We start from the raw sequence: 22140 nt of genomic DNA, 5'->3' as shown, positions 1-22140 counted from the left end.
GCGCCGACCTTCCCTGCTTCCTGCTCCGTGCTCTGTGGATACAGGTCGGACGCTCTGGCCCGGCCCGCTCCTCGTTGCGGTTACTTCTTGTTCTCGACCGCGTGGCCACCGAACTGGTTGCGCAGCGCGGCGATCATCTTCATCTGCGGGGAGTCGTCCTGCCGCGAGGCGAAACGCGCGAAGAGCGACGCCGTGATCGCGGGAAGCGGCACAGCGTTGTCGATCGCGGCCTCCACCGTCCAGCGTCCCTCACCGGAGTCGGCGGCGAAACCACGGAGCTTGTCGAGGTGCTCGTCGTCGTCCAGCGCGTTGACCGCCAGGTCGAGCAGCCAGGAACGGATGACCGTGCCCTCCTGCCAGGAGCGGAAGACCTCGCGCACATCGGTGACGGAGTCGACCTTCTCCAGCAGTTCCCAGCCCTCGGCGTAGGCCTGCATCATGGCGTACTCGATGCCGTTGTGGACCATCTTCGCGAAGTGGCCGGCGCCGACCTTGCCTGCGTGGACGGAACCGAAGTCGCCCTCGGGCTTCAGCGCGTCGAAGACCGGCTGGACCTTGGCCACGTTCTCGGCGTCGCCGCCGTACATCAGCGCGTAGCCGTTCTCCAGGCCCCAGACGCCACCGGAGACGCCGCAGTCCACGAAGCCGATGCCCTTGATGCCCAGCTCGACCGCGTGCTTCTCGTCGTCCGTCCACCGGGAGTTTCCACCGTCCACGACGATGTCGCCGGGCGAGAGGAGCCCGGCCAACTCGTCGATGGTGGCCTGGGTCGGGGCACCGGCCGGCACCATCACCCAGACGACCCGGGGACCCTTCAGCTTGCCCACAAGCTCTTCGAGGCTGTGGACATCGGAGACGTCCGGGTTTCGGTCGTAACCGATGACGGTGTGGCCTGCGCGGCGAATGCGCTCGCGCATGTTGCCGCCCATCTTGCCGAGGCCGACGAGACCGAGCTCCATCAGAGATTCCTTAAGCGTTGTGCCGATTCGTACCCAAGCCCGAGCCTACGCCCGGCCGGGGGCAGACCGACGGGCATGCTCGGCGCCGAGCGTGCCCGTCGGGAGCCGCCGTTGCAGGGCCGTTGACCGGATCAGCCGGAGAGGCGGACCGGCATGATCAGGTACTTGTACGTGTCATCCGCATCGGCATCCACGGCCGGACGGCCGCTGAGCAGCGCAGGCTTGGTGGACGTCGTGAACGAGAGCTGGGCGACCGGGGAGTCGATCGCGCTCAGCCCGTCCAGCAGGAAGGTCGGGTTGAAGGCGATCGAGATGTCGTCACCCTCCAGCACCGCGTCAACCCGCTCCACAGCCTGTGCATCGTCGCTGGAACCCGCCTCCAGGATCAGCACACCTTGCTCGAAGCTGAGCCGCACCGGAGTGTTCCGCTCGGCAACAAGAGCCACACGCTTGACGGCCTCGACGAACGGAGCGGTCTCGATGACCGCGACCGAGTTGAACTCGGTGGGGAACAGCGTCCGGTACTTCGGCAGATCGCCTTCGAGCAGTCGCGTGGTCGTCCGCCGGCCCGCTCCCTCGAAACCGATCAGGCCCTCACCGGCACCCGAGCCGGACAGCGCCAGAGTCACCGTGTCACCGCTGGTCAGCGCCTTGGCGGTGTCCAGCAGCGTCTTGGCGGGCACCAGGGCGACAGCCGAGGCATCCGGGTTCTCCGGCTTCCAGAGGAACTCACGGACCGCGAAGCGGTAGCGGTCGGTGGAGGCCAGGGTGACGGTCTCGCCCTCGATCTCGATCCGCACACCGGTCAGGACCGGCAGCGTGTCGTCTCGGCCCGCGGCGATCGCGACCTGGGCAGCGGCCGAGGCGAAGACCTCGCCCGGGACCGTGCCGGTCGCGGTCGGCATCTCCGGCAGCGCCGGGTACTCCTCCACAGGAAGGGTGTGGAGTGTGAATCGCGAGGAGCCGCAGACCACGGTGGCCCGTACACCGTCTGTGGAAATTTCCACCGGGCGGTTGGGAAGGGCGCGGCAGATGTCGGCGAGCAGCCGGCCGGAGACCAGCACCGTGCCGTCCTCCTCGACCTCGGCATCCACCGAGACCCGGGCCGAGACCTCGTAGTCGAAGCTGGAGAAGCTGAGGGCACCGTCCTCAGCCTTCAGCAGAAGGCCCGCAAGAACGGGCGCCGGCGGCCGGGCCGGGAGGCTACGGGCCACCCAGGCCACAGCCTCCGCGAGTACATCGCGCTCCACCCGGATCTTCACCGGAACCGCCTCCTGCTGTTGCTCGCTCGCCCTGCTGGCCTTCGTCGTCTGATCGGGGTCCCCCACCGGTGACAGCGGGAGGACGCCGGGGACCAGTCTGACGTACGGCACCGACACTCGGTGCTGCTCGGGGTCAAGTCGCGACAAGAGGGTCGGGGAGCTCCGGCCTCGAGTTGTGCACAGGCCCCACTTCGAAGCGGATTCCGGGCTAACTCTAGGTGGCAGTAGTAGTAGGGCCTGTGGAAACCGTGGATAACGTCGTTTCCGCAGGTCAGACCCAGTTTTTTGTCCACCGGCCCTGTGGGTGGCACCGGTGGACAACCTGGCGCTTCTGTGGACACATGAAAGTTCTGCACACCCGATGCACAGGACAGGGGGGTTTCTCCCCAGGGCTGTCCCCAGCTTTACCCACGTTCCCCACAGCCCAACCGGCCCTCGTGGTGTGACGCCTTTCACTCAGGGCAGTGAAAGGCGGTGTTGCGTTGCCGAACAGTGGACAGGGGTGTGGAGAAGCACGAGGAAGCTGGGGACAACACGGCCCAGTCTGTGGGCCGACGGTGGACAACGTCATCGGCTCCCTGTGGACGAATATTTTGTCCACAGGCTGTGGATTGTTGTTGACCACAAATCCCCAGGCCCTTGACCTGGCCTGATGGAGTATCGGCAGTTGGCCCTGTGGAAGCAATATGGAAAACTGCCGGATCCCCAGGCTGTGGAGGGGAAATCTCCCCGGATCTGTGGAGAACGGACCGCCGGCGCCGGGTATTCGAACACCGTGACTGCCTCGGAGCTTCGGAGAGCGGGGCCGGAGGGGACTTCCGAGGCTCCGGGAGGGCTCGGGGAGGGCACCGTGATGCCTTCGAGAGGGTTCCGCAGCATCACCGGGAGGCTCCGGGGACGCTTTCTGGAAAGGCTTCGGGCAAGCCTTGGACGACGAAGAAGGGCGCCTGGGGAACCCTGCGAGGGTTCCCCAGGCGCCCTTTCGGCGCGTACGGAGCGTGTGCCGGTGGTCCGTCAGCCGTTCTTGATGCGGTTGGTCAGCTCGGTGACCTGGTTGTAGATGGAGCGTCGCTCCGCCATCAGCGCGCGGATCTTCCGGTCCGCGTGCATCACCGTCGTATGGTCACGACCACCGAACTGCGCACCGATCTTGGGCAGCGAGAGATCGGTCAGCTCCCGGCAGAGGTACATGGCGATCTGGCGGGCCGTCACCAGCACACGGCTGCGCGAGGTTCCGCAGAGATCATCGACCGTCAGACCGAAGTAGTCCGCAGTCGCCGCCATGATGGCCGTCGCCGTGATCTCAGGAGCCGAGTCCTCGCCACCTGGGATCAGATCCTTCAGCACGTGCTCGGTCAGCCCGAGGTCCACCGGCTGGCGGTTGAGACTGGCGAAGGCCGTGACCCGGATCAGTGCCCCCTCCAGCTCCCTGATGTTCCGGGAGATACGAGAGGCGATGAACTCCAGTACCTCCGGCGGGGCGTTGAGTTGCTCCTGCACCGCCTTCTTACGGAGGATCGCGATCCGCGTCTCCAGTTCCGGCGGCTGCACATCGGTGGTCAGACCCCACTCGAAACGGTTCCGCAACCGGTCCTCCAGGGTCACCAACTGCTTGGGTGGCCGGTCCGAGGACAGCACGATCTGCTTGTTGGCGTTGTGGAGCGTATTGAAGGTGTGGAAGAACTCCTCCTGCGTCGACTCCTTGCTCGCCAGAAACTGGATGTCGTCGACCAGCAGGATGTCCACATCGCGGTAGCGCTTGCGGAAGGTGTCGCCCTTGCCGTCGCGGATCGAGTTGATGAACTCGTTGGTGAACTCCTCGGAGCTCACGTACCGAACCCGGGTGCCCGGGTAGAGACTGCGGGCGTAGTGCCCGATGGCGTGCAGCAGGTGGGTCTTGCCGAGTCCGGACTCCCCATAGATGAAGAGCGGGTTGTACGCCTTGGCGGGTGCTTCGGCGACGGCGACCGCTGCCGCGTGTGCGAATCGGTTGGATGCACCGATGACGAACGTGTCGAACAGGTACTTCGGATTCAGCCGGGCCGCCGGCTCACCGGGGCCGGGCGTGGGAGCGGGCTGTGCGCCCATCGGCCCGGCGGCGCCGCCGGGCCGAGCGCCGGCCCCGCCAGGACGGTGCTGGGGCTGGGGCTCCTGCATGTCATGGCGCTCAGGGCGCTGTTGCTCGTAACCCTGGTGCTCGGGCGGCTGTGACCGGTAGTCGTGCTGCGGCTGCTGGGGGCGGCCTCCGGCATACGGCTCGCGCCACTGCTCCGCTGAGGTGTCGCGGTCCTGGAACCCGCCGAGCCGGGGCTGCTGCCAGGAGAGGTCCTCCTGGGTGCGCGGCCACGCGCCGGGGTCGGGGCGCTGCTGCTGGTAGTCGGGGTAGGCGGGCCGGGCGGTCGGCATGCCGTCGTCGGAGGGTCGGTGTCCGTATCCGTCGTACGCGTCGTTGTGCTGACGCTCATCGTGCTGCGGCCCCTGGTAGCGGTGCTGCTGCGACTGGTGCATCGGAGGCGCGTGCGGGCTCGGAGGTTCGCCCGCGGAGTCGTCGACGGTGATCGCGATGCGGATCGGCCGGCCGCATTCACGGCTCAGAGTCTCGCTGATGAGCGGCGCGAGCCGGCCTTCCAGGACTCGCTTGCCCCATTCATTGGGGACGGCGAGCAGCGCCGTGTCGGCAACCAGCGCGAGCGGCTGGCAGCGCTCGACCCACTGCTTGTCCTTCGGCTCGATGCCCTGCTGGCCCTCTTCGAGGAGTTGCTCCAGCACTCGTGGCCACACTGCGGCAAGATCGGCAGGTACATCAGCCACAAGGCACGCTCTCTCGCTGGTCCCACGAATGTGTGGTTCTCGGGACGGGATGGGTCGGGATAGGTGAGGACCGGCAGGCAGGAAGAAAAAGAACCGGAGCCCAGCCACGGTAGTCAGGCCGACCCGCGTGGTTCAAGTCGTTGTCCACAGGCTGTGCACAGTGGTGGGTGTCATCGAGCCGGTTTGACCGGATGGCGTAGCCGCGCGTACCGTGACCGGGTCGAGTTGTCGATGGCTGCTGCCGCCTGCCTCCGATGGGCAAAGATCACGATCTGTGATTGTGAAGCGGTGCACTAGGGCGTTTACGCGAGTCTCTCGTGGGCGCACGGTGACAGCCAGGCGATGTCCCGCCAACACACGAGTCATTTCTGGAGCCCCCGAGTGAGCAAGCGCACCTTCCAGCCGAACAACCGTCGTCGCGCGAAGACCCACGGCTTCCGGCTGCGTATGCGTACCCGTGCCGGCCGCGCGATCCTCGCGTCCCGCCGTGGCAAGGGTCGCGCCAACCTGTCCGCCTGATCGCTTACAGGTCATGACGTGCTGCCTACCGAGAATCGGCTGAGGCGGCGCGAGGACTTCGCGACCGCAGTACGTCGAGGACGCCGGGCCGGCCGCCCGCTACTCGTTGTTCATCTACGCAGCGGTGCAACGGACCCGCACGTGACTGGGGAGAATGCTCCCCCGCCGCGTGCGGGTTTCGTTGTCAGCAAAGCTGTGGGTGGAGCGGTTGTACGCACAGCGGTGAAGCGCAGGCTTCGCCATTTGGTCCGCGAGCGGCTGGCCCTGCTGCCCCCCGGTAGCCTGGTTGTCGTACGAGCGCTGCCCGGAGCGGGCGACGCCGACCATGAACAGCTGGCCCGAGACCTGGACGCCGCTTTGCAGCGGCTGCTGGGAGGGGGCGCGCGATGAAGTACCCGCTGCTGGCTCTTATCAAGCTGTATCAGTGGACGATCAGCCCACTTCTCGGGCCTGTCTGCCGTTACTACCCGTCGTGTTCCCACTATGGATATACGGCGATCGACCGGCACGGAGCGATCAAGGGAACTGCGCTGACGGCCTGGCGCATCCTGCGGTGCAATCCGTGGTCACCCGGCGGCGTGGACCATGTTCCACCACGTAAACGTCCGCGTTGGCACGAACTGCTGCGTAGTGCCATGCGCGGCAGCAAGGGCGGGGACTCCGCCGCTGCTGTGCCTCCCGGGGGAGCGGTTTCCGAACCCCCGGGCCCGGCCGCAGAGACTTCGCCCAATGCTCAAGGAGCCTGATTAGTGGACACGATTGCCAGTCTGTTCAGCTTTATCACCTGGCCTGTTTCATGGGTCATCGTCCAGTTCCACTCGTTGTACGGAGCGATCTTCGGCGATGACACGGGCTGGGCCTGGGGCCTGTCCATCGTGTCCCTGGTGGTGCTGATCCGGATCTGCCTGATCCCGCTTTTCGTCAAGCAGATCAAGTCGACCCGCAACATGCAGGTGCTCCAGCCGAAGATGAAGGCGATCCAGGAGCGCTACAAGAGCGACAAGCAGCGTCAGTCCGAAGAGATGATGAAGCTGTACAAGGAGACGGGTACCAACCCGCTCTCCTCGTGCCTTCCCATCCTGGCGCAGTCGCCGTTCTTCTTCGCCCTGTATCACGTGCTCTCGGCCATCGCCTCGGGCCAGACGATCGGTGTCATCGATCAAGCGCTGCTCGACAGCGCCCGGCAGGCACACATCTTCGGTGCTCCGCTCGCGGCCAAGTTCATGGACACCGAAGCGACGGCCCAGGCACTCGGCGCCTCCTCGCTGTTGGACGTCCGTATCGTCACCGCGGTCATGATCGTGATGATGTCGGCGTCGCAGTTCTTCACCCAGCGCCAGCTGATGACGAAGAACGTCGACCTGACAGTCAAGACGCCCTACATGCAGCAGCAGAAGATGCTGATGTACATCTTCCCGGTGATCTTCGCCGTCATGGGCGTCAACTTCCCTGTCGGTGTCCTCGTCTACTGGCTGACCACCAACGTCTGGACCATGGGTCAGCAGATGTACGTGATCAACCAGAACCCGACCCCGGGCAGCAAGGCGCAGGACCAGTACCTGGGACGTCTACTGAAGAGCGTCACTGCTCACGGTGAGGTTCGCGGCAGGACCAGGCGCAACACGATCAAGCGGATCGTGTCCAAGGGCCCTGATCGCAATGACATCGAGCGGAAGTTCATCACGGGACTGGCCAAGCTGGGCTTCGTTGCCCAGGAGGACGGCACAGTGATCAAGAGCGATACGGCTCTTGCCGAGTCCGAGGGCGGAGCCGCGCAGCGGCGTCAGCAGCCCAAGCGCCAGACCAAGGCCCAGCGTCAGACCGGTGCTGCCCAGCAGGCAGGAGCCAAGGACACCGGCTCCGCCGTGTCGGGATCCAAGACCTCTCTGCAGAAGCCGGACGCATCGCAGGACGACAAGCCCAAGCCGGCGGGCAAGCCCGCGTCCGGCTCCTCACGCCAAGCCAAGTCCGGGCAGCGCAAGGGCCCGCAGCGGCCCAAGCACCCGTCCAAGAAGTAAGAAGGAGTCCATCCGTGACGGAAGGCACCACCTCCACGGCCGCTGAGGGCAGCGACACCTTGACCCGCCTTGAGCAGGAGGGCGAGATCGCAGCGGACTACCTCGAGGGCCTGCTCGACATCGCCGATCTCGACGGCGACATCGACATGGACGTCGAGGCGGACCGGGCTGCGGTCTCGATCATCAGCGACTCGGCACGTGATCTGCAGAAGCTCGTGGGCCGCGACGGTGAGGTGCTTGAGGCACTCCAGGAGCTGACGCGGCTTGCTGTGCACCGGGAGACCGGTGACCGCAGCCGGCTGATGCTGGACATCGCAGGCTTCAGGGCCAAGAAGCGGGCTGAGCTCGCCGAGCTGGGTGCCAAGGCCGCGGACGAGGTCAAGAGCACCGGTGAGCCGGTGAAGCTGGACCCGATGACGCCGTTCGAACGCAAGGTTGTACACGATGCGGTCGCGGCCGCTGGCCTGCGCAGTGAGTCCGAGGGCGAGGAGCCGCAGCGCTTCGTCGTCGTTCTCCCGGCCTGACCGGACCCTTGTTCTGTCGGCCCCGTCTGTTCGCAGGCGGGGCCGATCTTTTCAGCCTGATAGTCAGCCACCACAGTGCGGTAGGTAGTGCGGTATGGAAGGACGGTTCCCGTGACGGCGGAAGTAGAGCTTCCCCAGGCGCCCGAAGGGGCGCGGGCGGTTTTCGGCGAGTTCTTTCCGGAGACTGTCCGGTACGCGGAACTATTGGCAGATGCCGGGGTGAAGCGGGGGCTGATCGGTCCGCGTGAGGTCCCGCGGCTGTGGGAGCGGCATCTGCTGAACTGTGCGGTGCTCTCCGAGGTCGTGCCTGAGGGGGTCACGGTCTGCGATGTGGGCTCTGGTGCGGGCCTTCCGGGTATCCCGCTGGCGCTGGTGCGTCCGGATCTCAAGATCACCTTGCTGGAGCCCCTGCTGCGGCGGACGAATTTCCTCCAGGAAGTCGTCGAACTGTTGGGCCTGGACCACGTGACGGTCGTGCGTGGTCGGGCCGAGGAGGTTCTTGGGACGCTGCAGCCGGTTCACGTTGTGACGGCTCGGGCCGTGGCACCGCTCGACCGGCTGGCCGGCTGGGGGGTTCCGCTGCTACGTCCGTACGGAGAGATGCTGGCGCTCAAGGGGGATACGGCCGAGGAGGAGATTGTCGGCGCGCGTGCGGCCTTGAGCAAGCTTGGTGTGGTGGAGACCGAGGTATTGCACGTTGGAGAGGGCATTGTCGATCCGATGTCCACGGTAGTGCGTGTGGTGGTCGGGGAGAGTCCGGGCGGTGTGAGGTTCGCCGCAAAGAGAGCCAAGGCCGCGAGGACGAGCCGTACGAGGCGTCGCCGCTGACCCGTCCGGTCACGCTGTGAAATCGACCGTTACATATGGTTCGTATCATCTGTCGGTGATGCTCCCGACAAGCTGCCATACATGCCCCATGCGGAGTGTCGTGCCCCTGTAGCTAGGCTGCAGGGGCATCGTGTTTCACGTGAAACGTCGCTCTCTGCTGCATGGGATCATCAGCCGCGGTCGCGCGGCTGCCGCGCCGCCCGTTAGGGCTACGGAGTTGTCCACAGCAGTGGATTCATCCACAGAAGAGCGGGCCTCGCTGGTTCGCGACCCCGAAAGCATGGCAGGCTCTGTTCATTGTGAGTCTGAAGTCGAGGAGAGTGAATCCTTGCGGTCCGACGCCAACATCGCGGGACCGATGACCGATCCGGTCCCCGGTCCCCGAACCGAATCGGTGGGGGAGGGCGTTTCACGTGAAACACCGCCGCCGATGGATGACACACCCATCGGTCGCGCGGCCCAGCTGGCGGTCGAGACCCTTGGCCGCGCAGGCGACGGCTTGCCCCGTCCTGACCGGACGCGCGTCATGGTGGTGGCCAACCAGAAGGGTGGGGTGGGCAAGACAACCACGACGGTCAACCTTGCCGCCTCGCTGGCGCTTCACGGCGCACGTGTTCTGGTGGTCGACCTTGACCCGCAGGGGAACGCCTCTACGGCTCTGGGGATTGATCACCATGCGGAAGTCCCCTCCATCTATGACGTCTTGGTGGAGAGCAGGCCGCTCTCCGAGGTGGTTCAGCCCGTCCCGGACGTCGAAGGGCTATTCTGCGCCCCCGCCACCATCGATCTCGCCGGTGCGGAGATCGAGTTGGTGTCGCTGGTGGCGCGGGAGAGTCGACTGCAGCGGGCGATCCAGGCGTATGAGCAGCCGTTGGACTACATCCTGATCGACTGTCCGCCTTCGCTTGGCCTGCTGACGGTCAATGCCATGGTTGCCGGTGCCGAGGTGCTGATCCCTATCCAGTGCGAGTACTACGCGCTGGAAGGGTTGGGGCAGTTGCTGCGCAATGTGGATCTGGTGCGCGGGCATCTCAACCCCGGTCTTCATGTGTCGACGATTCTGCTCACCATGTACGACGGCAGGACCAGGCTCGCTTCGCAGGTTGCGGAGGAGGTGCGCAGCCACTTCGGCAAGGAGGTGCTGCGGACGAGCATTCCGCGTTCGGTGCGGATTTCGGAGGCACCGAGCTATGGGCAGACTGTGCTGACTTACGACCCGGGTTCGAGTGGGGCGCTGTCATACCTAGAAGCGGCGCGTGAGATCGCCCTGCGGGGTGTCGGGGTGCAGTACGAGGCCCAGCATGCCCACACGGGCAATGGGAACAGCCAGCAGAGCATTTCGGAGGGGATCCAGTGAGTGAGCGTCGAAGAGGGTTGGGGCGTGGGCTAGGTGCCCTGATCCCCGCCGCTCCGCAGGAGAAGCAGGTGCCGTCCACGGGGATGGGCTCGACCACTCCTGGGGCGGGTCCTGTGACGACAGAGCGGGGGGTGGCTGCTGCGAAGGTGGCCACCCTTGCGTCCGCTCCGGCTGTGCCGGAGCCGAGTGCGCCGGTTTCGGAGTTCGAGGCAGCTGCAGAATCTACGGGAGCCGCAGGAGCGTACTTTGCCGAGGTTCTTCTCGGCTCCATCACCCCGAATCCTCGTCAGCCCCGTGAGGTGTTCGACGAGGACGCGCTTGCCGAGTTGGTGACCTCCATCAAGGAGGTGGGTCTTCTCCAGCCCGTTGTGGTGCGGAAGATGGGTCCGGAGCGCTATGAGCTCATCATGGGTGAGCGGCGCTGGAGGGCCTGCCGTGAGGCGGGTCTGGAGCGGATCCCGGCCATCGTCCGGGCCACGGACGACGAGAAGCTTCTCCTGGACGCGCTCCTGGAGAACCTTCACCGTGCTCAGCTGAACCCGTTGGAGGAGGCAGCGGCGTACGACCAGCTGCTCAAGGACTTCAAGTGCACGCATGACCAGCTGGCCGACCGGATCGGGCGTTCCCGTCCGCAGGTATCCAATACGCTGCGACTGCTGAGGCTGTCGGCTCCGGTGCAGCGGAGGGTCGCGGCCGGGGTGCTGTCGGCCGGTCATGCGCGGGCGTTGCTGTCCGTGGACGACTCGGAGGAGCAGGACAAGCTGGCACATCGCATTGTGGCCGAGGGGCTGTCGGTGCGTGCGGTCGAAGAGATCGTGACTCTCATGGGCTCCGGGCCCACGAGCGCTGCCAAGGCCAAGGGGCCGCGGGCCGGCGGCCGCGTGTCGCCTGCGCTGTCCGATCTTGCTTCCCGGCTCTCGGACCGATTCGAGACCAGGGTGAAGGTCGACCTCGGACAGAAGAAGGGAAAGATCGTCGTCGAGTTCGCATCGATGGAGGATCTGGACCGCATTCTCGGCAGCCTGGCACCGGGCGAGGGGCGCGTGCTGGACCGGGGCCCCTCTGAGGACCCTGCCGAGGGTCGCAAGGACTGACCTCTACCCGATGGGCAAAGGGTGGGCTGTGTTCCTATGGATAGCGGAACACAGCCCACCCTTTGCTTTCTCTCGGTGTCGGCTTCATCTCTGGGTGGATACGATGCGTTCTGGTAGGGCACATCCGGCTTGGGCCACCTCGGCGGAGGGAGGGCCATGCGATCAGTGAGTCGCAGCCGACTGGTGACAGTGGGGCCGGGCCTCGGGCTGTTGAAGGGTTCGTCGGCAGCCTGCTTCTTGAACGGAGTGCACTGACTGTCGCATGCGATGCGGCGGGCGAAGGAAGCGAGGAACAGCCTTCATGGGGCGTCGGCTCGTACCGCTCACACTGGACAATCTTTCCGATCTACCCAGGCGTTGCCGCTCGTGTGTCTTCTGGGAGCTTGATCCGGTCAGCGGGGAAGCTGCAGTAAAGGCGGGAACGCCCGAGCTGGAGAAAGAGGCATGGATCTCGGCCGTCTTGCTGGAGTGGGGGTCGTGCGGCCGTGTTGTCTATGTCGACGAGGTGCCGGCGGGGTTCGTTCTCTATGCACCGCCTGCCTACGTACCACGCTCGACGGCTTTTCCGACGAGCCCCGTCTCCCCCGATGCTGTGCAGTTGATGACCGCCTGGATCGTGCCGGGATTCCAGGGGCAGGGGCTGGGCCGGGTCATGGTGCAGACAGTCGCCAAGGACCTGCTGCGTCGGGGATTCAAGGCGATCGAGGCTTTCGGCGACGCCCGGTGGAAGGAGCCTGCCTGTGTGCTTCCAGCGGATCATCTCCTTGCTGTCGGCTTCAAGACCGTACGGCCGCATCCCGTTCATCCGCGGCTGAGACTGGAACTGCGTTCTACGCTTTCCTGGAAGGAGGACGTAGAGCTGGCACTGGACCGGTTGCTGGGTGCCGTCCAGAAAGAGCCGGTGCTGCGGCCCTTGTGATCCGAGAGCCCGCGACAACGTGAAACGGGTCCATCCCTTCAGGGGACGGACCCGTTTCACGTGAAACAGCGGACCACGGTTCTACTCGCCGATGAAGCCTTCGAGGTCGCGGAGGATCGCGGCCTTCGGCTTGGCGCCGACGATGGTCTTGGCGACCTCGCCGCCCCGGTAGACGTTCAGGGTCGGGATGGACATGACGCCGTACTTGGCGGCCGTGGCCGGGTTCTCGTCGATGTTGAGCTTGACGATCTCGATCTGGTCGCCGTGCTCAGCAGCGATGGCCTCCAGGGACGGCGCAATCTGGCGGCACGGACCGCACCATGCGGCCCAGAAGTCCACCAGCACAGGCTTGTCGCTCTTCAGGACGACCTCGTCGAAGGAGTCGTCGGTCACGTTCTTCAGGGCGCCGGCCACGGCGGCCTCCTTAACTTCTTGGGGTGTGGGGTGTGGGGTGAGGCGTGGATCAGACGGCGGCCGCAGCGGCCTTCTCGTCGTCGGCGAGCGCAGCCAGGAAGCGCTCGGCGTCGAGAGCGGCCGAGCAGCCCGTTCCGGCAGCGGTGATGGCCTGCCGGTACGTGTGGTCGACAACGTCACCGGCGCCGAAAACACCGGTCAGGCTGGTGCGCGTCGAGGGGGCTTCAACCTTGAGGTAGCCCTCCTCATCGAGTTCGAGCTGGCCCTTGAAGAGCTCGGTACGCGGGTCGTGGCCCACCGCGATGAACAGGCCGGTCACCGCGAGCTCGGAGGTCTCGCCGGTCTTGGTGTTCCGAAGGGTGAGGCCGGACAGCTTCTGCTCGCCGTGCACTCCGGCAACCTCGCTGTCCCAGGCGAACTTGATCTTCGGGTCCGCGAAGGCTCGGTCCTGCATGGCCTTGGAGGCACGCAGCGAGTCACGGCGGTGGACGATGGTGACCGACTTCGCGAAACGGGAGAGGAAGGTCGCCTCCTCCATCGCCGTGTCGCCGCCGCCGACCACGGCAATGTCCTGATCCTTGAAGAAGAAGCCGTCACAGGTGGCGCACCAGGAGACGCCGCGTCCGGAGAGGGCGTCCTCGTTGGGCAGGCCGAGCTTGCGGTGCTGGGAGCCGGTCGTCACGATGACGGCCTTGGCGCGGTGCACCGTGCCGGCCGTGTCGGTGACCGTCTTGACGTCTCCGGTGAGGTCAACGGAGACGACATCGTCAGGGACGAGCTCGGCGCCGAACCGTTCTGCCTGAGCGCGCATGTTGTCCATGAGCTCGGGGCCCATGATCCCGTCCTGGAAGCCCGGGAAGTTCTCCACGTCGGTGGTGTTCATCAGCGCGCCGCCCGCAGTGACAGCGCCCTCGAACACCAGCGGCTTCAGCGAGGCACGTGCGGTGTAAAGGGCGGCCGTGTAGCCCGCAGGGCCGGAGCCGATGATGATCACATTACGGACGTCGCTCACGGGTTTTTTCCTCGTCTCTGCAGACTGCCTACTGTCCACGCCTTGTGGGGTCGGTTCAACGACTCTCACCCCACCCAACGGATCCTACGGGGGATGCATTCCCGAAGTGCCGGGGCGGCGTCCGGCGCGATTCTCAGGGGCGCGCGTAAGTGTGGGTCAGCAGTAGCTTCCCCTTGGTAGCGGGCTCTTCCCGGACGCAGGCCGCGTCGACGACATACGCCTGGACGCGGGTCGCGTCGGCGGAGTGGGGCAGCACGACAAGGAAGGCATTCAAGCCCTCGTAGGTGCCTTCTTCCACGGCGAGGGGCGCTGTCTTCCGCCCGATGCCCTGCTTCACGCAGCTCGGGACTGACACGACGGGTGCGCGCGATGGCGTTTGAGATGACTCGGATGCGGGAGAGTCGCTCTTGGGCGTCGATTGTGCTTCGACGGAAGGCGCCTGCTTCTCAGCTGCGGCACCGTCTGAATTCGATGGCTGCGTGCCGGCACTCAGAAGTAGCGTCTGCACCCGGTTTTCGAGCGTGGACTCCGAGAAGGCTGTGGCGCCTTTTGCCGCTGAGCTGGAGCCGCGGTCCGCCGCCTTGAGGGCGGAGCTTTCCTGGGATGGCTGGACGTTCTGCAGCATGAAGACGCTCACACCGACCACGACTGCACTGAGAGCGGCGCCGAGTACGGCTGCGCGGCGGCGCCGCCAGACCGGTCGGCGGCCGGGGCCGGTAGTCGCCCTGGGATGCCCTGCGGGGTGGTTCGAGGAACCGGGCTCTGCGTCCGGCTTCTGTGCCATGGACAGTTTTGTTTCACGTGAAACATGCGCCGAGTCAGCGGGCGTCGTGGTGCTGAGGGCTTCGGCGGCGAGCACGGCGTCGATGCGGCCTGCGATGTCATCGGGCATGTGCTGTGGCGCGGGCACAGTGCCGAGCAGTTCGCGGATCTCTATGAGTGAGGCATGGACATCGGCGCAGGGTTCGCAGTCGTCCACATGGCTGCGTACCTTTGCCGCATACGACGGCGGGAGCAGCCCTTCGGTGAGATCGGAGATCTCCGAGACATCCGGGTGCTGGGTTGTGTCGGTCGTTGATGTCATGTGCGCCCACCTCCGCCCTTCACTGCAGCAGGATCGCTTGTCCCCGTATCCCTCGGCCCTGATGCGGGTGGGACGGATGCGTGCGGCGTCCGGTTCCTTCCCACGGTGGGTTCACCGGCTTCTGTGCCCTCACCGCGGAGGTGAGTGAGAAGAGGGGCTAACCGGGCTCTGCCCCGTGCACAGCGGCTCTTCATGGTGCCTGTCGGCACATCGAGGATGCGCGCGGCCTCGGCCACGGGGTAGCCCTGCATGTCCACAAGGACGAGTGCGGCACGCTGCTCCGCGGGGAGAGTGGCGAGTGCGGCCAGAAGCTCACGGTGCAGATCCTGGCGCTCCGCCGGGGCCTCTGCGGACTCGTGCGGTTCGAGGAGCTGGTCGAACCGTTCGGCGTCGTCGACCGGCGAGGTCTTGCGGCTGGCCGCCTTGCGGACCCGGTCGAGGCAGGCATTGACGGTGATGCGGTGCAGCCAGGTGGTGACGGCGGACTGGCCGCGGAAGGTGTGGGCGGCCCGGAAGGCAGAGACCAGGGCGTCCTGGACGGCGTCGGCGGCTTCCTCGCGGTCCCCCAGGGTCCGAAGCGCCACGGCCCACAGTCGGTCGCGGTGGCGCCGAACGAGCTCGCCGAAGGCGTCGGGTTCACCGGCCACATGGCGAGCGAGGAGGTCTGAGTCGCTGAGTGCTTCTGACGGCTCGGCGGCCAACTCCCCCTCCCTCCCTCTCTGCGTCAAGGTGCGTCTGTCTATCACGATTCGAGTGAGCGGGGGCAGAGGGCGGACGATGCACAGCCCGATGCGGGGACGAGGGTGTACCGGCCCAGTCAGGCCGGCGCGAGGGTGGCTACCGCATCCTGCACGTCGCCGCCCGCCTCGTGAGAGGCCGGCTGTGCATGCAACGTCAGCCCGTAAATTTCACATCAGTTATGCCTTGTTTGTAGCCTGCTCCGCTGTACCGGTCGGCAGGTGAATTCGGCACATCGGTAAGCCATACGAGAAGAAATTTTGTTTCTACCGGCTTCTCTGTCTGCAGTTTTGCCTCCGTACCAGCTGTTTTGGTTGTTGCGATTTTCGTCATCGAAGAAAGTGGTGCTGATGAGTTGAGGGAGTCGGCTGCATAGAGTGAGACCGTCGTGTGATCACCTCCGAATTGAAGTTTTATGGAGGCTGTTGACACGGGTTGAGTAGATTGAAGTTCGTATAGGATTCCGACTCCCTGTTTGAAGGGGGCCAATTTGGGGCCGTCTATGAAGCTTTTGGACCGCCAGTATGTAGAGCTGTCTCCGTCATAGGTCAGGTCAGCATCCTCGGGATGCTGTGCGTATCCGTCCGGAAAATACTCGGCCGCGTTCTTGACCGTGAGAGGTTTGCCCGTGGGCTCCCCCTTGTCGTCGCCGTTCTCCGGAGTGGTCTGTGTGGTGTCCTCAGTCCCGGAGTCGTTTCTGCGGTCGAGGAGTGTCTCCGCGAGCTGCCAGCTGCCGAGGCCGAGGGCGGCGATGAGCAGCGCGGACACCGTCCACTTCAGGGCCTTGCCGGTGCGGCTCTGTAGCGGGGCCGGTGGCACGGCGATCACGGGCTGGGTGGCGCCGGGGCCCGTGGCCGGGCGTCCGTAGGTGCCCTGCTGGTAGGTCGTGCGCTGGTACTCCGGGGGCGCCGTGAAAATGGGCTCCGGAGGGCGGATGCGAGGCATCGCGGCAACGGCCTTGGCCAGCTCGTCCGGGGTGGTGCACGGCTGCTCCTGCCGGGAGGCAGTGGCGCCGTCATTGGCGAGTGCGCGCATGGCGAGCTCGGAGAGGCCGCGGTGAACACCGGCTCGCACCTGGTCGGGGGCGATCAGCCCCACTCCCTTGGGCAGCCCGGGCAGGCCATAGGCATCGGTCTCGTACGGCCAGCGCTGCGTCAACGCGGCGTAGAGAAGAGCACCGATAGCCTCGGTGTCGGCACGCTGCGGACCGTCGGCGGTGATGCCCCGCAGGGCTGCGTTCACCGCGAGGCCGCGGATCCGGTACTGCCCGGTCGAGCTCCGCAGCACCGCGCCCGGGGTCAGCCTCAGATGCGCGAGACCTTCTCGATGCGCGGCTGCCATGGCCTGGGAAACCTGGCTGACGAGCTGGTACGCGTCGTGCGCGTCCATCGGCCCGGAGGCCAGCAGGGAGGTGAGCTCGGTGGCGTCAGGGAGCCACTCATGGACGACGTAGACGAGGTCGTCCTCCTCCACCGCGTCGAGTACCTGCACGAAGCGGGGGTCGCCGAGCAGGGCGGAGGAGCGGGCTGCGGCCAGTACGGAGCGGGCTCGGGGGTGGTCGGCGGGGAGCAGATGCACGCCCACTGCGCGGCGCAGTTTCTCGTCGACAGCGCGCCAGCTGCTGAATCCGTCCAGTCGGGTGACGCACTCTTCGAGCCGGTAGCGTTTGGCGAGTTTGTGCCCGCTGTGCAGATCCGGGGTCGGCAGGGGGGCCTCGGTGCTGATGCTCTCACCGTCCGTGTCCTGCGGCTTTGTGCCCGTTGTGTCCTGAGCTTCTGCCGTCCCGTCGGTCGTGGCTTCGTCCGCCTTGGCGGCCAGCGGTTCATCACCGCTGTTGTCGGCCACGTCGACGGCAGCCGTGCTACGTTCCGCCACCGTCGTTCCTGCCTCCCCATCCGTTGCGCGATGCCAGCCAGCTCTGCACAGTCACGCCAATTGTGCCCACACTCCGGCGCTATGCACGACACGCAAAGGGCGGTGATGGTTGTGCGGGCCGGTGATCCTCAGCGCCCGAGCCGCCCTCGGACCATGCCGACCATGCCGTTGATCTCTTCGATCCGCATCCGCTTGGCGGCTACGAAGAAGACGCCCAGCAGAACGGCCCCACCGCAGATCAGCGCGACGAGTGACCCGAAGGCACCTTCGCCGAGGCACCGGAGAACAGCGAAGCCGACACCGCCGCCGAGCACCGCTGCCGGGATCGCGGCCAGGCACAGACGGGCATAGGTGCGTACGACGTGGGATCCGTCCAGATCGCCTCCCAGCCGGTTGCGCAGCCGTCGCCAGGCGACGCCCACGCCGACGGCGTAGGCGAGTCCGTACGAGGCAGCCATGCCGACCACGGCCCACTCGGCCGGCAGCACCACATAGCAGAGGGCCGAGGCGGCCGCGTTGACCGCGGCGACGATGACTGTGTTGTAGAAGGGCGTCCGGGTGTCCTCGTAGGCGTAGAAGCCTCGCAGCACCACGTACTGCACGGAGTACGGGATCAGGCCGAGACCGAATGCCATGAGGATGAAGCCCATGGAGCGGGCGGCTTCGGTGCCCGCGGAGGCGTACAGGAGGGTGCACATCGGCAGTCCGAGGGCCAGGAACATGAAGGCCACCGGCACGATCGCCACGGCCGAGTTCCGCAGTCCTTGAGAGATGTCGTCGCGGACGGCGCCCGGGTCGTTGTCGTGTGCGGCGCGGGAGATGCGGGGCAGCAGGGCCGCCATGACCGACACGGTGATGATCGCCTGGGGCATGCCCCAGATGAGCTGGGCGTTGGAGTACGCGAGGAAGCCGGTGCCGTCCTTGCCGGACAGTTTGCCTGCCGAGGTCGCGAGCTGAGTGACGACGATCACGCCTGCCTGGTTGGCCAGGACGAACAGGACGGTCCACTTGGCCAGCTTGATCGTTTTGCCGAGCCCGTGTCCCTTCCAGTCGAAGCGTGGGCGGAAGCGGAAGCCGGCCTCACGCAGATACGGGATCATGGCCAGGGCCTGGACGACCAGACCGAGCAGTGTGCCGATGCCCAGGAGCCGGACGCCCTCCGGCGGGATCGTCTCGACCCCCATCTGGGACTCGGCGGAGGTGCCGTAGACCCAGATGAACATGCCGAACGTGAAGATCATGACGATGTTGTTGAGGACCGGGGTCCACATCATCGCGCCGAACCTGCCGCGGGCATTGAGGATCTGCCCCATCACGACGTGCACGCCCATGAAGAAGATGGTCGGCAGGCAGTACCGGGCGAACGTCACGGCGACGCTGTTGGCGGCCTCGTCCCTGGCGATCGTCGGCGACATCATGTGGATCAGCCATGGTGCGGCGAACACCGCGATGGCGACGATCACACCGAGGGCGACCATCACGAGAGTCAGCAGCCGGTTGGCGTAGGCCTCGCCGCCGTCCTCGTCGTCTTTCATGGATCGGACGAGCTGGGGAACGAAGACCGAGTTCAGCCCGCCGCCGACGGTGAGGATGTAGATCATCGTCGGCAGGGTGTACGCGATGGTGAAGCTGTCGCCGAGCAGTGCCGCACCGAGCGCGGCGGTGATCACAAGGCTGCGGACGAATCCGGTGAGCCGGGACACGAGTGTGCCGGCTGCCATCACCGCACTGGACTTCAGCAGGCCGGAGGCCCGGCCGCCGGACTTGGGCGGTGCGGGCGCCGGGGCCGGCTCGGGCTCGGCCGAAACGGGGGAGGGTCCTGCCGGGCCCTGCTGGTCCCGGAGCAGGTGCGCGAAGGCATCCGGCTGCTCGCGGGACTGGGACGCCTGGCTGACCAAATCGTCCACCCCGACGAACTGGGTGGTCTCCGGGTCATCGCCGTAGGGCAGGTGTCTCGACGGGCCGTCGGGCTCGGGCGGCGGGGCCTGCGCCCAGATACGCGGATCGGGTGCGTACTGCGCCGCAGGCGGCTGTTGGTAGAGCGGCTGGGGCTGCTGGTAGGTGCCAGCAGGCGGCGGCGGGTGCGCGGCGCGGTCGTACAGCGCCTCGGTCACCGGGTCCTGGACGGACAGATCCTGAGCGCGGTAGGGATCGTGGTCGTATGCGGCCTGCAGGTACGGATCGGGCGTCGGCGGAAACTGGCCCGGTCCGGGCGGCATCGGGGGCTCGCCGGAAGACCCCGCTCCGCCCGCACCCTGACCGCGGTCACCGTCGTACGGCGCGTTCATCGAAACCCCTCATCGTCCCCGGCCGACAGGCCACGACAGACATCGCTCAACGTTCCACTTTCTCACCCGAGCCTGACGGCTTCCCGCTTCCCGGATCGGTGTCCGGGGTCGGGTCACTCGGCTGCTCGGGTTCACCGCCGTCGTCTCCGGCCGCGCCGCCCGCGTTGGCACGCTTGCGATGGGTGTACATCCTGATGCCGGCGAGGACCAGAAGCAGCAGTCCACCGGCGATCACCAGCAGCACGGTCGGGGTGAGCTCGGAGACCTTCACGGTGAAGGTCATCTCTCCGCCGTACGGTGTGCCGTCCTCGGTGTAGAGCTGGGCGGTCATCTGCACCTGGCCATTGACGTTGGCCGCGGCGTCGAACTTCACGGACTGGCTGTGGCCGCCGGCGATCTGGATCGGCTGCTCCGCCACCGCTCCGTCGTCGTTCAGCTTGAGCCGGGTCGCGTTCTCCGACTTCAGCCGGAGGACCAGATGGTCCACGCCCTGCAGCAGCCTGTTCTGCACGGTCACCGGGATCGTGGCGCTGCGGCCGGACAGGGTGACGTCCGACTTCGAGATGAGCTGAACCTCGTTGATGAGGCTTTGCAGATAGGTGCTTACCGAGTCCCGGTACTGCTGGGCCTCCAGCGGCCGGCCACGCCACGACGTCGACACGGACCGGTTGATCGCGTTGCCCAAGGGGGTCACCACCCGCTCGGGCCGGGTGAGGATGACCTGGAAGTTGTTGAGCGAGACCTGGGTGGACTTGATGTCCTGGAACGCCTGGGTGGGCAGCTCCTGGTTGCGGAGCTTCTTCGGGTACTGCGATGACCCGGGGACGCTGGTCGTCGCGTCTGCGTCGGGCTTCTCCTCGGCCGCGTCCACGAGTCCGAGGGGCTCTGTCCAGCGTTCGTCGTCGAGGGCGTGCAGGGCGGTGGCCATCGACTGGGCCTGGGCGACCGTCGGCATCCGCTGCGGTGCGACGACGATGCTTCGTTCCGTGTCCGTGTCCTGCTCGGTCAGAGCGAGGGTCTGAGCGAGGAACTCCTGCACGGCGAGGGTGGAGTTCTCTGCCTTCGACATATCGCCCTGGAAGGCCGTGGAGAGCCGGGCGTCGGCGACCACCGCGGTGGTGCCGCCGCCGATCGGCCGGGCCGCGGTCGGCGTGTACGGCAGATCGCGGGTCTCCTGGAGGCTGTCGCTGCGGGCGATCACATTGTGGGCGCCCGCCGAAGTGGCGACATCGACGATCGACGGGTCGATCGCCCCGTCGACGGGCCAAGCGAAGTCGGTCGACGGCTTCACGTGCAGGATGGTCTGTACCGTCGTCCCGGCCACTTCGGTGGCGGTCTGCAGGTGGCTGAGGGTGCCTGACACGTTCTTGCCGCGGTGTGCGATGGACGCCAGATCGGGGTCGGCGAACGGCAGCGCGATGACCTGGCTGTCCGAAACCGCGGCTTCCAGCGAGGTGAGCCACTTCTTGGCGACGTCCTGGTTCTTCCCGGGGACGGTGGTGTCGCCGGATTTGACGCGGTAGTTTCTCGCCATCGCATCGACACTGGCCAGCAGATCAGGGTCGATGACCCACGTCACGGGCAGCTGACTGCCCAGCGAGACCAGCTGTTCGAGGCGTCCGCCGGGAGCGAGTTCGGCGGCCAGCTCGTCGTCCGCGAACACGGGCGTCTGCTGATCGTCGGATCCGGTCTCGGCAGTGACATGGGCCGATGCGATGAGCGGCCAGAGATAGGTGACCTTCGTCTTGGAGTCATGCGCACCTTCCTGCCAGGGCAGGAAGGTGCGCTGGATCCCCAGCACCTGGTCGTACTGGGCTCGAGAGGTCTGCCCCGACAGTGAGACACCGAGCTGGTAGACGCCTTCGTCGCCGAGACCCAGTTCGCCCACCGGTACGGACAGTGTGAAGTCCTGGCTTATCCCGGAAGGAAGCTTCGCGAACTTCACCGTGTACTTGCCGCCGAGCGGGGCGGGGTCGGTGCCAGGGACGTACCCGGTGCGCTTTGCAGCGGTATCGATCGACGTCCTGCCGGAGAGCCTCGGGCCCACTCGCAAGTCGACCTTCGCCTGTGTGATCGTGTCCTTGCCCCTGTTCGTCACGGTGCCGGAGACGGTCAAGGTGTCGCCCTTCACCGGCGCGCTCGGAGCGACCGTGTTCAGGGACACATCGACTGTTTCGGAGCCGGTGGGGGCCTTGGCGGTCCCGCCGGCCTGTGCGGTGGCCGCGGCCGGTCCGGCCAGCAGAGCTACGACGAGCGGTGCCCCGATGATCAAGGAGGCTGTGCGCCGCAGCCATCGGCGGGCAGGAGAGGGACCGATCCCCTGAATGTCTGCCGCCTCGGCCACGCGCCTACCCGTCCCTCGTCGTTGTCAGCTGCTGTCGATGGTTGTCGGTTGCTGCGTCCCCGCATGGTAACGATGTGCGGGGGCGCCAGGTGCC

Annotated in this window: 19 protein-coding genes; 9 read left to right on the top strand and 10 right to left on the bottom strand. The window is 66.4% G+C overall.

Features of this window, described 5'->3' with window-relative positions:
- Positions 1-80 precede the first annotated feature (80 nt).
- From gnd to dnaA, 3 genes are all read right to left on the bottom strand, one after another.
- Positions 81-959: a phosphogluconate dehydrogenase (NAD(+)-dependent, decarboxylating) gene (gene gnd, locus ACH4EW_RS05990; RefSeq protein WP_093895043.1), complete on the bottom strand. Its 879-nt coding sequence runs from the start codon at positions 957-959 to the stop codon at positions 81-83.
- 131 nt (positions 960-1090) lie between these two features.
- Positions 1091-2221, bottom strand: a complete 1131-nt coding sequence (dnaN, locus tag ACH4EW_RS05985; RefSeq protein WP_398253292.1) for a DNA polymerase III subunit beta — start codon at positions 2219-2221, stop codon at positions 1091-1093.
- A gap of 1014 nt (positions 2222-3235) precedes the next feature.
- Complete coding sequence (dnaA, locus tag ACH4EW_RS05980) at positions 3236-5032, bottom strand: chromosomal replication initiator protein DnaA (protein ID WP_398251989.1); 1797 nt, start codon at positions 5030-5032, stop codon at positions 3236-3238.
- A gap of 381 nt (positions 5033-5413) precedes the next feature.
- Here dnaA and rpmH point away from each other — a divergent pair, with 381 nt between their 5' ends.
- From rpmH to ACH4EW_RS05935, 9 genes are all read left to right on the top strand, one after another.
- Positions 5414-5551 (top strand): 50S ribosomal protein L34, encoded by a 138-nt coding sequence (gene rpmH, locus ACH4EW_RS05975; protein WP_030930485.1) that lies wholly within the window; start codon positions 5414-5416, stop codon positions 5549-5551.
- Between the two features lie 18 nt (positions 5552-5569).
- Entirely contained in the window at positions 5570-5941 is a 372-nt protein-coding gene (gene rnpA, locus ACH4EW_RS05970; protein WP_093895046.1) for a ribonuclease P protein component, read from the top strand.
- Complete coding sequence (yidD, locus tag ACH4EW_RS05965; RefSeq protein ID WP_398251984.1) at positions 5938-6297, top strand: membrane protein insertion efficiency factor YidD; 360 nt, start codon at positions 5938-5940, stop codon at positions 6295-6297. The genes rnpA and yidD overlap by 4 nt, the downstream gene beginning before the upstream one ends.
- A gap of 3 nt (positions 6298-6300) precedes the next feature.
- On the top strand, positions 6301-7569 hold the full coding sequence (gene yidC, locus ACH4EW_RS05960; RefSeq protein ID WP_398251981.1) for a membrane protein insertase YidC: 1269 nt from the start codon (positions 6301-6303) through the stop codon (positions 7567-7569).
- A gap of 14 nt (positions 7570-7583) precedes the next feature.
- Positions 7584-8093, top strand: coding sequence for a R3H domain-containing nucleic acid-binding protein (locus ACH4EW_RS05955; RefSeq protein ID WP_114245516.1), 510 nt, complete (start codon positions 7584-7586; stop codon positions 8091-8093).
- A 111-nt stretch (positions 8094-8204) separates the two neighbouring features.
- On the top strand, positions 8205-8921 hold the full coding sequence (gene rsmG / locus ACH4EW_RS05950; RefSeq protein ID WP_398251978.1) for a 16S rRNA (guanine(527)-N(7))-methyltransferase RsmG: 717 nt from the start codon (positions 8205-8207) through the stop codon (positions 8919-8921).
- A 280-nt stretch (positions 8922-9201) separates the two neighbouring features.
- A complete protein-coding gene (locus ACH4EW_RS05945; protein WP_398253289.1) occupies positions 9202-10278 on the top strand; it encodes a ParA family protein in 1077 nt (358 codons plus the stop codon).
- Positions 10275-11372 (top strand): ParB/RepB/Spo0J family partition protein, encoded by a 1098-nt coding sequence (locus ACH4EW_RS05940; protein WP_398251976.1) that lies wholly within the window; start codon positions 10275-10277, stop codon positions 11370-11372. Before ACH4EW_RS05945 ends, ACH4EW_RS05940 begins: the two co-directional genes overlap by 4 nt.
- Positions 11373-11673: 301 nt before the next feature.
- Positions 11674-12291: a GNAT family N-acetyltransferase gene (locus ACH4EW_RS05935; RefSeq protein ID WP_398251973.1), complete on the top strand. Its 618-nt coding sequence runs from the start codon at positions 11674-11676 to the stop codon at positions 12289-12291.
- Between the two features lie 81 nt (positions 12292-12372).
- On the opposite strand, the gene trxA is transcribed toward ACH4EW_RS05935, so the two are convergent.
- The 7 genes from trxA to ACH4EW_RS05900 all read right to left on the bottom strand — a co-directional run bounded on the left by trxA (position 12373) and on the right by ACH4EW_RS05900 (position 22046).
- Positions 12373-12705: a thioredoxin gene (gene trxA / locus ACH4EW_RS05930; protein ID WP_398251970.1), complete on the bottom strand. Its 333-nt coding sequence runs from the start codon at positions 12703-12705 to the stop codon at positions 12373-12375.
- A 49-nt stretch (positions 12706-12754) separates the two neighbouring features.
- Positions 12755-13717, bottom strand: a complete 963-nt coding sequence (trxB, locus tag ACH4EW_RS05925) for a thioredoxin-disulfide reductase (RefSeq protein ID WP_398251967.1) — start codon at positions 13715-13717, stop codon at positions 12755-12757.
- 133 nt (positions 13718-13850) lie between these two features.
- Entirely contained in the window at positions 13851-14696 is an 846-nt protein-coding gene (locus ACH4EW_RS05920) for a hypothetical protein (RefSeq protein ID WP_398251964.1), read from the bottom strand.
- 101 nt (positions 14697-14797) lie between these two features.
- Positions 14798-15502 carry an RNA polymerase sigma factor SigM gene (gene sigM, locus ACH4EW_RS05915; RefSeq protein ID WP_398251961.1) on the bottom strand — a complete coding sequence of 235 codons (705 nt, stop codon included), beginning with the start codon at positions 15500-15502 and terminating at the stop codon, positions 14798-14800.
- Between the two features lie 193 nt (positions 15503-15695).
- Positions 15696-17414, bottom strand: a complete 1719-nt coding sequence (locus tag ACH4EW_RS05910) for a serine/threonine protein kinase (RefSeq protein WP_398251958.1) — start codon at positions 17412-17414, stop codon at positions 15696-15698.
- A 128-nt stretch (positions 17415-17542) separates the two neighbouring features.
- A complete protein-coding gene (gene murJ / locus ACH4EW_RS05905; protein WP_398251955.1) occupies positions 17543-19702 on the bottom strand; it encodes a murein biosynthesis integral membrane protein MurJ in 2160 nt (719 codons plus the stop codon).
- A gap of 46 nt (positions 19703-19748) precedes the next feature.
- Entirely contained in the window at positions 19749-22046 is a 2298-nt protein-coding gene (locus ACH4EW_RS05900; RefSeq protein WP_398251952.1) for a DUF6049 family protein, read from the bottom strand.
- Positions 22047-22140: the final 94 nt, after the last annotated feature.

The organism is Streptomyces sp. NPDC018000 (assembly GCF_044328025.1).
Lineage (GTDB): Bacteria > Actinomycetota > Actinomycetes > Streptomycetales > Streptomycetaceae > Streptomyces.
The sequence above is the reverse complement of the archived record's forward strand: the minus strand, read 5'-3'. Positions and strand labels throughout refer to the sequence as shown.